Below are 13,425 nucleotides of genomic sequence, written 5' to 3' on the forward strand. Positions count from 1 at the left end.
ACCCCATACGACCCTTCCTGCAGACAGCGAGGAGTGATCGATATGAGCGAGGTTTCAGGCGCCGCGTCGATGATCGGCTGGCGGGTGCGGCGGCCGGGACCTATCGATGGCGGTCCGTTGGACCGCGTTCGCGCGCCCGTGCCGAAACCCAGGTCAGGTGAGCTGTTGGTGCGGGTGCTGGCATGCGGAGTCTGCCGGACCGACCTGCATGTGGCCGAGGGAGATCTGCCGGTGCATCGGCCGGGCGTGGTGCCCGGGCACGAAATCGTCGGGGAGGTAGTGGCGCTGAGCCCTGGCGTTCGTCAGGGCGGCGCGGATGCCTTCGCGGTAGGCGATCGAGTAGGGATCGCGTGGCTGCGGCATACCTGCGGGGTGTGTCGGTACTGTCTACGCGGCGCTGAGAATCTGTGCCCGCAGTCGGAGTACACGGGGTGGGATGCGGACGGAGGATACGCCCAGTTCGCCACGGTCCCAGCGGCCTACGCGTTGCGACTGCCCGCCGGCTACTCCGACATCGACACCGCCCCGCTGTTGTGTGCCGGAATTATCGGATATCGCGCGCTGCAGCGGGCCGCGCTGCCGCCGGGCGGTCGGCTGGGGATCTACGGCTTCGGTGGCAGTGCGCATATCGCCGCCCAGGTCGCGCTGGCGCGTGGTGCGGAGGTGCACGTGATGACTCGGGACCCGGCCGCCCGCGAGCTGGCGAGGGATCTGGGCGCCGCGTCGGTGCAGGGTGCCGTGGATCGGCCTCCGGTCCAACTGGATTCGGCGATTCTGTTCGCGCCGGTCGGAGATCTGGTGCTGCCCGCGCTGGCGGCGCTCGATCGCGGCGGCGTGCTCGCCGTCGCGGGCATCCATCTGAGCGACATCCCGGTCCTGAACTATCAGCGGCATCTGTTTCAGGAGCGGGAAATTCGGTCGGTGACCGCCAACACCCGCGCCGACGCTCGTGAATTCCTGGCGTTGGCAGGCAAACACCGTATGCACCTGACCGCGCGGGGCTACTCCCTCGATACCGCCGACCGCGCGCTCGCCGATCTAGCACACGGACGCTTCACCGGCGCAGCGGTTCTTGTCCCTTGAGTGGGCGCAGCCGGCGAACCAGGTCAGTGTGTGGCGTACTGCCGCGCCGAGCGTCGGCGCCGACGCAGATCAGGAGGTCGGGGCAGCGGGCGGATGACCCGCGGCCGCTCGCGTTCGGTTGCTCGACGGCTCCTCGAAGCCTTCCTACAATGAGGATGTGTAGCCGAAGAATTGTCACTGACAATCGTCAGAATCTCGGCTTCTCACAATGGTGTGAGAGGCGATCGCAATGGTCAACCGGAAGGTATCTCTGTTCGACAAGGGGCGGGCGACCCGGGCATTCGCGGTGCTACTGCTCGCGGCCGGAATCACGGCGACGACAAACCTGGGATTGCACGCATGGGCCGAATCCTGCGCGGATGTCGATGTGGTGGTTGCCAGGGGCACCCAGGAATCGGGGTACCTCGGCTCGATAGTCGGTGATCCGCTGTATGACACACTCCGGCAAGCACTTCCGGTGAGCGCCAGTCGGTACCGCGTGAACTACACCGCGGACCTGCTCGATCCGGCATCGCTCAGCCGCGGTACCCAGGACCTGACCGAGCACGTCATCCAGCAGTCGGTGAACTGCCCGGATCAGCGGTTCATCCTGGTCGGCTACTCGCAGGGCGCGGTCGTTGTGCACGGTGTCCTCGGCACCGGCGTCGTGACCATGCTGCCCGGCATCCACTCGCTGCCAGGCGATCTGGAATGGAAGGTGGTGGCGGTGCTGTTGTTCGGCGATCCGCTCCGAGCCAACGGCGGGAGCGTCCCCGGTCAATTCGCCGAGCGAACCGCGGATCATTGCGCAGGCGGTGATCCGGTGTGTGGCGGCGGAATCGACCCGACCCAGCACTCGAACTACGGCTGGGCGATGTGGCCGGCCGCCTGGTTCGCGGCGAGCCGGGTCTAGAACCACCGGGAAATCCGCGCGGCGGGACTTGGCAAGGCAGTCATAGATCCACAACGGTCGCGCCGGCATCGCCGCGGCAGCGATGATCAGCTGTGTGCTCGCCATCGCGGGTATGCGCTCTCAGCGGCATCCCGGCGCCGAACCATCAGCGGCACCTGTTCCAGGAGCGGGAAATTCGCTCGGCGACCGCCGATACCCGCGTCGAGGCACGTGAATTCCTAGTGCCGGCAGGCGAACACCGCATATACCGGACCGCGCGGGGGTACTCCCCGGATACGGCGGACCGCGCCCTCCCGCGGATCTCGCGCACGGGCGTTTCACTGGCGCAGCGGTTCTCGTCACTCCAGCGAGACCACCGAGGACACGATTGTGCGGTAACTCGGTATCGCTCGGGTCCCGTTGCTCGACGGCACCTCCGGTCGTCCCTACCATCGCGTATATAGCCGAGCAATTGTCACTGACAATCGTCAGAATCTCGGCTTCTCACAACGGCGTGAGAGGTGATCACGATGGTCAACCGGAAGGTTTCTCTGTTCGAAAAGCGGCGGGCGGCGCGGGTATTCGCGGTGCTATTGCTCGTGGTCGGAGTCACAGCGACGACGAATCTAGGAATGCATGCATCGGCGGATGACTGTGCTGAGGTGGAGGTGATCGTTGCCAGGGGCACCCACGAGCCAGGGTTCCTCGGTTCGGTCATCGGCGATCCACTGTATGACACACTCCTGCAAACACTTCCGGTGAGTGTGGACGCGTACCGCGTGAATTACCCTGCGGATCTGCTCGATCCGGCATCGCTCAGCCGCGGCACCCAGGACATGACCGACCGCGTTATCCAGCAGTCCGCCTGGTGCCCGGATCAGCGGTTCATCCTGGTCGGCTACTCGCAGGGCGCGGCTGTCGTGCACGGTGTCCTCGGCACCGGCATCGTGACCACGCTGCCCGGCATCTACCCGCTGCCCGGCGATCTGCAGTGGAAGGTGGCGGCGGTGCTGCTGTTCGGTGATCCGCTCCGGCTCATCGGGTGGAGCGTCCCCGGTCATTTCGGTTGGCGCACCGCGAATTACTGCGCAGGCGGTGATCCGGTGTGTGGCGGCGGAATCGACCCGACCCAGCACTCGAACTACGGCTGGGCGATGTGGCCGGCCGCCTGGTTCGCGGCGAGCCGGGTCTAGAACCACCGGGAAATCCGTGCGGCGGGACCGACTGGAGTCGGCCCCGCCGCCGGTGTGTTCGGGGACCCGTGCGTACCCGAGCGGTAGGCGCTACCAGTGCAGGCCGGGGACCACCCTGGCCACCCGCGCGGCGGGGCTCGGCACCGCCATCAGCGGGAGCAGCACCGGTGCGAGGGCGAGCAGCGCGCTGCGCTTGGGCGCCGGCACCGACTGGCGTTCGTCGGAGTCGGCGATCGGCACGGCCGGGACCGTTGCAGGAACGCCCTGTGCCGCATGGGATTCGCCGAACATCCGGAAGCCCTGGTGCATGATGGTGCGTTTGACCGTCGGCATCAGCAGTTCGACGGCCTGGGCGAAGGTACCGACGGGGGTGTCGATGCGGTCGGGCCGGTCGGTCAGCGCCCGCACGACGATGGTCGCGGCCTGGTCCGGGTCGGGGACCGGGAGGGAGCGGTAGAGGTCGGTGGGCGCGATCATCGCGGTGCGGACCAATGGCATCCGTACCGAGGTGAAAGTGATTCCTGCGTCCTGATTTTCGACTGCAGCGATCTCGCTGAAATTGTCGAGGGCCGATTTGCTCGCCACATACGCGGCGAAGCGCGGCACCTTGGTCTGCACGGCGATCGAGGAGATATTGACGATGTGTCCGAAGCGTCGTGCCCGCATCGAGGGAAGCAGGGCGAGGATGAGCCGGACCGCGCCGAAGTAGTTGACCGCCATGGTCCGCTCGAAATCGTGCATGCGATCGGTGGAATTGAGCACCGAGCGGCGGATCGACCGACCCGCGTTGTTCACCAGGTAGTCGACGTGACCGTGGTCGGCGAGCAGGCTGGTGACCAGCGCGTCGACGGCGTCGGCATCGGTGATGTCGCATGGATAGGCATGGGCCGCACCGCCTTCGGCGCGAATGGCGGCGGCGGCCGCGAGCAGGTCGTCACGGCCGCGGGCGACCATGAGCACGGTCGCGCCGCGTTTGGCCACTGCATGCGCGGTGGCGAGGCCGATGCCCGACGATGCGCCGGTGATCAGGACGGTTCGCCCGGTGAACGGGTCACCGTTGTCGGTGGCGTGATCGCGGTTCGGGTCGAGGTTTTCACGCCAGTAGGCCCAGAGCCGCTCGGCGTAGCTGTCGAAGGACGGCACCGACAAGTCGGTGCCGCGCAGCTGGGCGCGGGTGGAGTCGGAGATGAACTCGGCGGAGAAGGACGTGTGTGGCGCGACGGCGGCTGGAATTCCCATCTGCTCCAACAGGAAATCGCGCACGGTGGGAACGCCGGGGATATGTGCGAGGCCGTTGAGCGCGAGCCCACTGCCGGGCACCGTGCCGATCCCGGTCGGTGCGCCCGCGGCTGTCGCCAGTGCGGCGTAGATCTCGCCGAAGGGCTGCGGTTCGGGATTGACGAGGTGGAAGGTGCGTCCGTCCAAGCTGTTTCGGCGCACCAGCTCGACCATGGCGGCCGCGACATAGTCGACAGGCACGATGTTCGTCGCGCCGAGATCGGGCAGCGGCACGGGCAGATCGGTGGGCAGGGCACCCAGCTTGGCGATGGCGGGGAAGAAGTAGTACGGCCCGTCGATCTTGTCCATCTCGCCGGTGCGGGAATCACCGACCACGATGGCGGGTCGGTACACGCGCCAGCGCACGCCGCTCGATTCGCGCACGAGCTGCTCGGCGGCGAACTTGGTGCGGTGATACGGCGAGGTCAGGCGCTGGCCGAGGTCGAAGTCCTCCTCGAAGAACTTGCCCTTGTGATCGCCCGCGACGGCCACCGAGGAGACGTGGTGCAGCACCGCGCCCAGCTCGCGGGCCAGCGTGAGCACGGAGTGGGTGCCCGCGACATTGGCGGCGTGTGCGGTGTCCTCGTCGGCGGTCATGTCGTAAACAGCGCCGAGGTGGATGATGTGATCGGCCTGCGGCGCGTCCTTGTCGAGTCCGAGCTTATGCGCGGTGAGATCTCCGACCAGCGCGAAGACACGCTCGCCGCCGTGCCAGTTTTCGGCCAGCTCGGTGAATTTCGCCAGCGATCCGGCGCGCACCAGCACGTGCACAATGGCGTCGGAATCCGCGTCCAGGAGTCCCTGCACGACCCGGCGCCCCAGAAAACCGGTACCGCCCGTCACGATGTAGGTAGTAGCCATCGCAATCTCCTGCTTCTTGTTCGAACCATGTTGTCGGACAACGCTCATCCGGCATGCAGCAGTGAATGCGGACATCTGGTGATGTCGGCCCCCGAGCGATAGCGGTCGGGCCGAAGTAGGTGACACCTTCGTCCTACTGGTGAGTAACTTTAGTTCGGCCAGTGCGGCCGGGGCAAGCTACCGGGCCCCGTGTGGGCTGTGGGTTTGGTCACCGTATGTGCAGGTCAAAGGGTATGTGTTACACAGAATTTCAGTTACCTGAAGTAATGACTGGTCGTCTGTCCAGATTACCTGCTGGTGTGTGATCGCCCGCACACGGGCGATTGCCGGTGCGTTGCGAGCTAACGCTTTTCGGCACGGTCGGCGGGTACTTGCAGCGGTGGGCGGCCCATCGCATACGCCTCGAAGGCATCGAGGTCGATAGGTCCGACGGTCTTGTCGAGACCCTCGGTGAAGACGGTGAAGCCGTCGCCGCCCGCGGCGAGGAAGCTGTTGGTGGTGATCCGATAGGTGGCGACCGGATTGAGGGGCAGGCCCGCGATGCGGATGCTGTCGGCGACGACCTGGGTGCCTTTCGGGGCGGAGGCGACATAGGTATAGGTGAGTCCGGCGGGCGACAACACGGTGGACTTGCCCGGGTTGTCCCACTGCTGTTCCAGTAGACGCAGTACCTGGCTGCCGGTGAGGGTGACGGTGACGACCTGGTTGCCGAACGGTTGGACGGTGTAGATATCGCCGTAGGTGATCTCGCCGGATTTCAAATCGGCGCGCACGCCGCCAGGATTCATGAAGGCCGCCACCGCGGCGGCGGGCGCGGACGAGGTGGCCGCCAGCATGGAGTCGGCGATGACATCGCCGAGTGGCGATTCGCCGGAGGCCGCCGGTTCGTGTGCGAGCGTCTGCGCCGTTGTGCCGACCACCCGGGCCGCCCGGGGTGCGGCCTGGCCGGCATAGAAAGCGACCAGGTCGGCGGTGGCCGAGTCCGGGGTGACCTCGCGGGTGACCACCCGATTCACCGCCGAAGCCTGCACCTTATCGGTGCCGAATGTCAGGGTGATGTCGGTGATCAGCCTGCCGTAGGAGGCGGCCTGGGTGATCACCTTGCCCTCGATCGTGCACACATATGGTTGATGGGTGTGCCCGGTGACCAGCGCCCGCACCGCGGGGTCGGTGCGGGTGGCAAGCGCGGTGACCTCGGGGGTGATGTTCGCGCAGCCGTTGTAGTCGACCGCCGCGTCGGGGCCTGCCTTCTGGACGCCGCCATCGTGCAGCAGCGCCACAATGGTTTCGGCGCCCGCCGCCTTCATCTCGGGCACATAGGCGTTGATCGCGTCGATCTCGTCGCCGAACGTGAAGCCTCGAATGCCTTCGGGGAAAACAATATTCGCGGTGTCGGGGGTGACGGTGCCGACAACGCCGATCCGGTGGCCGCCGACTTCCAGCATGGTCCACGGGCGCAGCGCCGCTGGCAGTCTGCCCTGGGCGTCGGTGACGTTCGCGGCCAGGTGCGGGAACTTCGCCCCGGTGAACGGCGCGCCGGGCGAACAGCCGTCCGGTGCGCAGCCGCCCTGCTGGATACGCGCCAATTCGATGACACCATTGTCGAATTCGTGATTTCCCACCGCCGACGCGGCCAGTCCGGCGGAGTTCAGAAAAGAAATCGTCGGCTCGTCGTGGAACAGCCCGGACATCAGCGGACTCGCGCCGATATTGTCACCCGCCGCGACCACGGCACTGGCCGGATAGGCCTTCTTCAGCCGCGCCAAATGTGTGGCGAGGTACGCGGCCCCGCCGGCTTCGTACCCGGCGACCTTTCCGCTCGAACCGCTCGGCGGCTGGAGGTTGCCGTGCAGATCGTTCAGTCCGAACAGGTGCACCTCGTCGGGCTGCGCGGCTCGCAGGTCGTCGGTGGAGATCAAAGGAATCACGCCGGACACGGTGGCAGCGGTTGGACCGCTGTTCTGCTGCGACCCGGTGCCGCAGCTCGCGACCAGTGTGACGCTCACGAACCCGGCCATGACCACGGTGATGCGACGGTGCGCTCTCATGACCGAGACTTTCCCATGTCGCAGCCCGGTATGCACCCGGTCTCGGCAAGCCATATCCGAGTACACTTCCGATATGGCGAGAGAGCGCAAGACTCGGAAGGTGACGGTCACAGTCCCCGAGGAAATCGCCGTGACCCTGGACAAATGGCGTGAGGGCGGGCGGATCGAATCGGTTTCGCAGTTCGTCGCCGAGTCGGTCCGGCAGCGCATGGACCGCGCACAATCTGTTGCCACCATCGAACGCGTCTACGGTGGCAAGCCGCCGCTGGAGATGATCAATCACGGACGCGCACTATTGGGCTTACCGCCCCTGACCGAGGATGAGTACGCGGCCGGCGCCGCGTGAACCCGCCGACCCTGACCGGCGTCGTCCTCGATCTCGGCGCGGTCCTCGGTTGGTGCCGACGGGATCCCTATCCGCACGCGATCGCTTGGGCCACAGCGGGATCCGGCAATACGATCGTTGTTCCTGCCGCAGTGCTCACTGCGGCGAGGGCGCTGGTGCCCGCCGATCAGCTGGATATCCTCGCGGCGCTGCTCGGCATGCCGCACACTGTGGTGCCGGTGCTCGATGTCGGCATCGCCGCCGACATCGGCGGCTTGCTGACCGGGCATACCGACGCCGACGCGCTCGTCTCGGCGGCGCACGCGGTGCACGAAGCCATCTCCCGAAATTGGTCCGTGCTGACCGATCGCGCGCCGGTGCTGCGGCGGTTGCACGCCGAGGTGCAGGCCGACACCATTCCGTAGGCGGACCTACGTCTTGCCCTCGGTTCGCGGGCCCTTCGACCCTGGTGTGGAGAGTTGGCGTTTCGTATTCTTGCGATGCGTCGGGGGGTCCATTGTCGGAAGCGTGACGAATACCAGAAGAAGGAACCGTCGAATTCGCAATGGGGGCAATGGTCGTGAGTAGTTCGTAGGATGAGTGTGGCGCAGTTCGATCACCTGACCGATGACTTCCTGTCGGCGCTGTCGATCGGCGGTGGCGGGATCTCCGCGCTGGCCGATGCGTGCGTGCGGGTGTTGCCGGTGCGCCGCGCTGCGATTTTGATGCGGGAACGCGATGCGGGGCTGCAACCCTGGTGTGCGAGTGATGGTGTCGCCGTCCTCGTCGAGACGGTGCAGACCACCCTCGGCCAGGGGCCTGCGGTGGAGGCCGTCACGCAGGGCGTCCCGGTGTTGCTGGCCGACCTGGCGGCGAGCGGCGAGCGGTGGCCCGGTTTCGCCGCGGAGCTCGCTCGCAGCGAAAGGATTGGGCACCCGAGGATTTCCGGACCGATGGTCGCGGTGCCGTTGCACCTGGGTGCGGTCCGGTTGGGTGCGCTCGATCTCTACGGCGAGCATCCCGGTCTGCCGCGGCCCGCAATGATCTCTGCGGGGCTGCACATTGCCGATCTGGTGACCGCACAGCTGGTCGCAGGCGCTGCGCAACCGGGTCGTGGTGTGCCGCGATGGCGGGATCAGCCGTTGACAAGCGGTGTGATCCATCAAGCGGCCGGAATGGTGATCGGGCAGTTGGGTATTCGCGCGGCGGATGCCTATGCGCGGTTGCGTGCCTATGCCTTCGCACACGGGATGTCGCTGGCCGAGGTGGCCGAGTCAGTGGTCGCCAACCGGATCCGATTCGACGCCGACGCCGACGCCGACTGATCGCCGACGACCTGGGCTCAATTCGGTGGTTCGACGACGATGTCGGCGATGTCGATCCGGCCCTCGACGATGTCGGCGAGGCGAACACCGGTGGTGCGGGCATATGCACGGATACGCAGGGAGGCCCGATCCATATAGGAGCTGGTACATCTGGGAGCCGGGCGTGTCGACCCACCGATTGTGCACGAGAGCAACGAAATTCGTCGCAATGGCCATACCATGGAAATGTCGGCGAGTGCGGCGCTGGACTCGACAGGACGATCGGTCTTCGCGTGCGGGGTGGTGCGGGTGTCGGACAGTCAGGTGCTGGTTGCGGCAGTGTCGCGGCTCGCGGACGCGGTTGCCGTTGTCGGCGAGACCCCGCGGATGGTGCGGCAGCTGATGGACAGCGCCATCGACGTTCTGGATTTGGCGGGCTGCACGGTGACGCTCGTCCAGGACGGGCCCGAGAGACTCACTGCGGCGATACCCGACGCCTTGTTGGAGGTCGAGCTCTGTCAGCACCGCACTGGACGTGGCCCGTACGTGGCCGCGTTGCGGCACGGCGCACCCATCGCGGTCACCGACATCGGCTGTCGTCGTGCGGTGTGGCAGGAATTCTGCGCCGAGGCAGTCCGGCAACAGGTTTCGTCGGTAGCGGTGGTACCGATGCGGTCTGGGGATGTCACAGTGGGTGTGCTCGGCATGTACACCCACGAGCTGCGCGACTGGACCGAACAAGATCTCTCGGTGGGCGGTTTGCTCGCCAGCATGGCGGCCGGGCACATCGTCAAGTCGGCTGCCATTCGTCGCCAGGAACAGCTGACCGAGCAGCTGACGCGCGCGCTGGATACCCGGATCATTGTCGAGCAAGCCAAAGGTGTGCTCGCCAATGCCGGGCGGACGACACCCGATGCCGCCTACGAGCTCATCCGAGCCCATGCTCGGACCAATCGTGTGCCGGTGCAGGCGGTCGCCAAAGCCATCGTGGAGCTCGGCCTCCGGATCTGATTCTGCCCCAGCCATTCTCGGCATTCACCGCATGGACGAATTCGCGACGGCACCTCGATAAGGACCGGTAGTCTGACGAACGGTGGATCCGATGGCCCCTGTCCCCGGCCGGATTCGTTTACCACACAGCGCCGTCCATGCCCTCGACGGAGTGTTTCGACGTATCTCTTTCTTGTCGTATCACTGTTTCAGGGGGCAATCGTGACCATGCTCGATGCAGAATTGGTGCACCGCATCGGTAATGGCGATCGTGACGCATTTGCGCAGTTGTATCGCCGCACGCGAAACCTGGTATTTCAGCGAGTTCTCGCCGTTGTTCGAGACCCTGGATATGCCGAAGAAACGTGCCAGGACGTCTACCTGGAAGTGTGGCGGTGTGCGGGTGGCTTCGATGAACATCGCGGATCGGCACTGACGTGGTTACGTATGCTTGCCCATCGGCAGGCGGTGGACCGGGTACGGCACGAGCGGGCGACCGTCGACCACAATCACCAGTGGGGCGCCCGCGCCTACCAACCGCCCATGGATGTGGTCGCCGAGGAAACCCTGCGCAACCACGACCGCGAAGCCGTCCGCCGGAGCCTGACCGGTCTGAGCTCGCTGCAGCGCGAATCCATCACCCTCGCCTATTATCGCGGCCTCAGTTATCCGCAGGTCGCGGCCTGCCTCGGCATCGGGCTGCCCGCCGCGAAATCCCGGATCCGCTCCGCGCTGCAGCACCTGAGAACGGATCTCGCCGAGCAATAGCGCCCAGTCGCCGGATGCGGTCGCCGCCGTCACGATCGATGCGTGACGGCGGCGACTGTTTCGGCGATATTGGCGCGGAAGGCGCTGGGGGAGAAGGACATTGCGTGGTCGCGGATGGCTGCGGGGTGGTAGGCGGTCGGATCGAAGGCGCGCATGGCCGCGGCCATACCTTCGATGACGTGCTCGTCGCTGCCGTGCTCGACGTACGCACCGGTGACGCCAGGGCGGACGGTATCGAGCGCGCCGCCCTGTCCGACGGCGAGAACCGGTGTGCCGCAGGCCATTGCCTCGACCGGGACGATGCCGAAATCCTCGATGCCCGGCATGAGCAGTGCATTGCAGCGCCGGTAGGTGTCGAGCAGCACGTCGAAGGACGTGGCGCCGAGAAAGGTGGTTTCGGGGCCCGCGATGGCGTCGAGTTGGCTGCGGAAGCGGCCGTCGCCGAGGACGACAAGGCGGACTCCCGCGCGTTGGGCGGCGCGGATGGCGAGATCGGGGCGTTTGTAGGGAACCAGCCGGCCTGCGAACAGGAAGAAGTCCTCGCGAGGGATCGCAGCATCCGGAGTGAACTGCTCGACCTGCACCGGTGGGTTGACGACTGTGGCAGGCAGGCCCCACCAGTCCTGGACACGGTCGGCGACGGCATGCGAGTTGGCGATGATGTGGGTGAGGTGCGGTGCGGCGCGCAGTTCGGCGCGACGGGCGAGCCTGCCGAGGGCGGTGAGGGCCAGCTGCCCGGCCCGCCCACCCGCCTCTTGGGCGCGGAATTCGGCATCCCACGCCCAGCGGGCGGGGCTGTGGACATAGACGATGGTCGGTGCGTCCGTGGCGAATACGGCCTGGGTGGCGAAGGAGTGATGACTGATGAGGACCGCGTCGAACCGGCCGCGCAGCGGCAGGCGGCGCAAGGCTCGCGGCACGAAGGGCAATAGCGGGGCGTGCGAACGGCGACCGGTGGCGGCGTGGGCACGGCTGAGCCAGGTGTCGTGCACCGTCTTCAGCGGCGTCCGAACCCCGTCGGGCTCGATGATCGGTGCGAATACCTCTGCGTGCGGCCAGGTTTCGACGAATTCGCCGATGACGGCCTCGGAGCCGCCGAACTCGGTGAAACGTTCGTGCACGATCGCAAGGCGAGGCTCGTTCATGCGCTCACCGGCTCGGCGATCCATGTGCGTGCGTGGTTGCCGTCGGCGCGGCGATAGGTCATTCGACTTCCTGTCGGAGCACGGGGCCGGTCGGTGATGGACCGAGGAGCGGATTCATGTCGGGTCGATCCTGCGGGGCGCGGCGTGTCGCCGCAATGCGGGGGCGACGGGCCGGCCTTCGAGCAACCCGTCCACACAACCCTGCTCGATCGCCTTGCGATACACCGCCGCCGCCTCGCGGCACGCGCCGACAGTGTGGGCGATATCGGCGTCGGTGTGGGCGGCGGAGGTGACGAAGGATTGCCCGAGGACGCCGCGTTCGAGGAGTTCCTGCAGAAACAGGGTGCGGAACTCTTGGGATGGCTTACCTTCGGGATCTCGGGTGACGAAGATCAGGCAGGATGGGCGGCCCAGCACCTGCAGGTAGTCGGCGATACCGAGTTCGGCCGCGACCGCGTTCACGCCGTCGGCGAGCAGCTGCCCGGCGTGTTCCATGCGGGCGACCGGGTCACCGGTGCGGTATTCGTCGACCACGGCGCGGAAGGCGGCCAGCGAGCCCGATTCCGGGCCGTGCGTCGTGGACAACAGGAATACGCGGTCGTGGTCGGTGCGCAGGCCACCGAGTTCCATGAACTCGCGTTTGCCTGCCAGCGCCGAGATGGGGAATCCGTTGCCCATGGCCTTGCCCCAGCACGACAGGTCGGGGCGGACACCGTACACCGCTTGCGCGCCACCGGCCGACCAGCGGAATCCGGTGATCATCTCGTCGAAGACGAGCAGGGTGCCGTAGCGGTCGCACAGATCGCGAACGCCCTCGAGGAAGCCGGGTTCCGGCTCGGCGAGCGCGGTGGCCGCCTCCATGACGACGGCGGCGACCGCGCCGGTGTCGAGCACCGCCGCGAGGGAGGGCAGGTCGTTGTAGCGAAACTTCATGGTGCCCGCTGCCACGTCGCGTGGGATGCCGCTGTCCATCGGAGTGGTCCCGATGAACCAGTCGTCGACCGAGAAGAACGGCTGATCGCACATCGCGATGACGCTGCGCCCGGTCGCGGCACGGGCCAGCCGCACCGCCGCCGTGGTCGCATCGGAGCCGTTCTTGGCGAACTTGACCATGTCCGCACCCGGCACAAGGGTCAGGAAATCCTGTGCGGCAAGCACTTCCAGCTCGGTCGGGCGGCTGAAGCTGACCCCGTCGGCGATCGCCGTGGTGACCGCGTCCAGCACCGGCCGGAACCCGTGTCCGAGCGTGACCGAACGCAGCCCCATCCCGTATTCGACATACCAGTTGCCGTCGGCATCCCACACCCGTGCACCGCTGCCGCGGACCAGGATCGGCGCCATGAACTCGGGATACTGATCGGCGCCGCGCGCATAGGTGTGCGCGCCGCCGGGCACCAGATCGTGCAGGCGGGATTGGAGTTGGTTGCTGCGGGTGAAGGGTCGGCGATCGGCCGACGGATTGCTACCCGGGACATGGACCATGATCGGCTCCCGATGGGTCGTGAGGCACGCACACAGAAAGCCGTCGGCACGAATCTGTTTGCGCGCGATGGATCTCG

At 66.7% G+C, this 13,425-nt stretch carries 12 protein-coding genes; 8 read left to right on the forward strand and 4 right to left on the reverse strand.

All coding sequences use genetic code 11. The features are described from left to right. Nucleotides 1-69 precede the first annotated feature (69 nt). The 3 genes from ACLMAL_RS02625 (at nucleotide 70) to ACLMAL_RS02635 (ending at nucleotide 3,147) form a co-directional block, all read left to right on the forward strand. On the forward strand, nucleotides 70-1,083 hold the full coding sequence (locus ACLMAL_RS02625; protein WP_411997877.1) for a zinc-binding alcohol dehydrogenase family protein: 1,014 nt from the start codon (nucleotides 70-72) through the stop codon (nucleotides 1,081-1,083). Between the two features lie 229 nt (nucleotides 1,084-1,312). Continuing rightward, a complete protein-coding gene (locus ACLMAL_RS02630) occupies nucleotides 1,313-1,975 on the forward strand; it encodes a cutinase family protein (RefSeq protein ID WP_411997602.1) in 663 nt (220 codons plus the stop codon). A gap of 509 nt (nucleotides 1,976-2,484) precedes the next feature. Then, nucleotides 2,485-3,147, forward strand: a complete 663-nt coding sequence (locus ACLMAL_RS02635) for a cutinase family protein (protein ID WP_406229632.1) — start codon at nucleotides 2,485-2,487, stop codon at nucleotides 3,145-3,147. 90 nt (nucleotides 3,148-3,237) lie between these two features. Here the strand turns inward: ACLMAL_RS02635 and ACLMAL_RS02640 are convergent, their stop codons facing one another. Next, nucleotides 3,238-5,286, reverse strand: a complete 2,049-nt coding sequence (locus ACLMAL_RS02640) for an SDR family oxidoreductase (RefSeq protein ID WP_411997603.1) — start codon at nucleotides 5,284-5,286, stop codon at nucleotides 3,238-3,240. A 341-nt stretch (nucleotides 5,287-5,627) separates the two neighbouring features. Continuing rightward, nucleotides 5,628-7,334, reverse strand: a complete 1,707-nt coding sequence (locus ACLMAL_RS02645) for a bifunctional metallophosphatase/5'-nucleotidase (RefSeq protein WP_411997604.1) — start codon at nucleotides 7,332-7,334, stop codon at nucleotides 5,628-5,630. 100 nt (nucleotides 7,335-7,434) lie between these two features. Between ACLMAL_RS02645 and ACLMAL_RS02650 the strand changes: the two genes are divergently transcribed. From ACLMAL_RS02650 to ACLMAL_RS02670, 5 genes are all read left to right on the forward strand, one after another. Further along, nucleotides 7,435-7,680 (forward strand): hypothetical protein, encoded by a 246-nt coding sequence (locus ACLMAL_RS02650; RefSeq protein WP_411997605.1) that lies wholly within the window; start codon nucleotides 7,435-7,437, stop codon nucleotides 7,678-7,680. Then, on the forward strand, nucleotides 7,677-8,084 hold the full coding sequence (locus ACLMAL_RS02655; RefSeq protein WP_411997606.1) for a hypothetical protein: 408 nt from the start codon (nucleotides 7,677-7,679) through the stop codon (nucleotides 8,082-8,084). The genes ACLMAL_RS02650 and ACLMAL_RS02655 overlap by 4 nt, the downstream gene beginning before the upstream one ends. 171 nt (nucleotides 8,085-8,255) lie before the next feature. Then, on the forward strand, nucleotides 8,256-8,984 hold the full coding sequence (locus ACLMAL_RS02660) for a GAF and ANTAR domain-containing protein (protein ID WP_411997607.1): 729 nt from the start codon (nucleotides 8,256-8,258) through the stop codon (nucleotides 8,982-8,984). A gap of 225 nt (nucleotides 8,985-9,209) precedes the next feature. Beyond that, a complete protein-coding gene (locus ACLMAL_RS02665) occupies nucleotides 9,210-9,974 on the forward strand; it encodes an ANTAR domain-containing protein (RefSeq protein WP_411997608.1) in 765 nt (254 codons plus the stop codon). A 207-nt stretch (nucleotides 9,975-10,181) separates the two neighbouring features. Continuing rightward, complete coding sequence (locus tag ACLMAL_RS02670) at nucleotides 10,182-10,721, forward strand: sigma-70 family RNA polymerase sigma factor (protein ID WP_411997878.1); 540 nt, start codon at nucleotides 10,182-10,184, stop codon at nucleotides 10,719-10,721. A 29-nt stretch (nucleotides 10,722-10,750) separates the two neighbouring features. Here ACLMAL_RS02670 and ACLMAL_RS02675 read toward each other — a convergent pair whose 3' ends face one another. After that, on the reverse strand, nucleotides 10,751-11,866 hold the full coding sequence (locus tag ACLMAL_RS02675) for a glycosyltransferase (RefSeq protein WP_411997609.1): 1,116 nt from the start codon (nucleotides 11,864-11,866) through the stop codon (nucleotides 10,751-10,753). Between the two features lie 114 nt (nucleotides 11,867-11,980). Beyond that, nucleotides 11,981-13,348, reverse strand: a complete 1,368-nt coding sequence (locus ACLMAL_RS02680) for a glutamate-1-semialdehyde 2,1-aminomutase (protein ID WP_411997610.1) — start codon at nucleotides 13,346-13,348, stop codon at nucleotides 11,981-11,983. Nucleotides 13,349-13,425: the final 77 nt, after the last annotated feature.

Origin of the sequence: Nocardia sp. CWNU-33 (genome assembly GCF_046764895.1) — a bacterium.
Taxonomy (GTDB): domain Bacteria; phylum Actinomycetota; class Actinomycetes; order Mycobacteriales; family Mycobacteriaceae; genus Nocardia.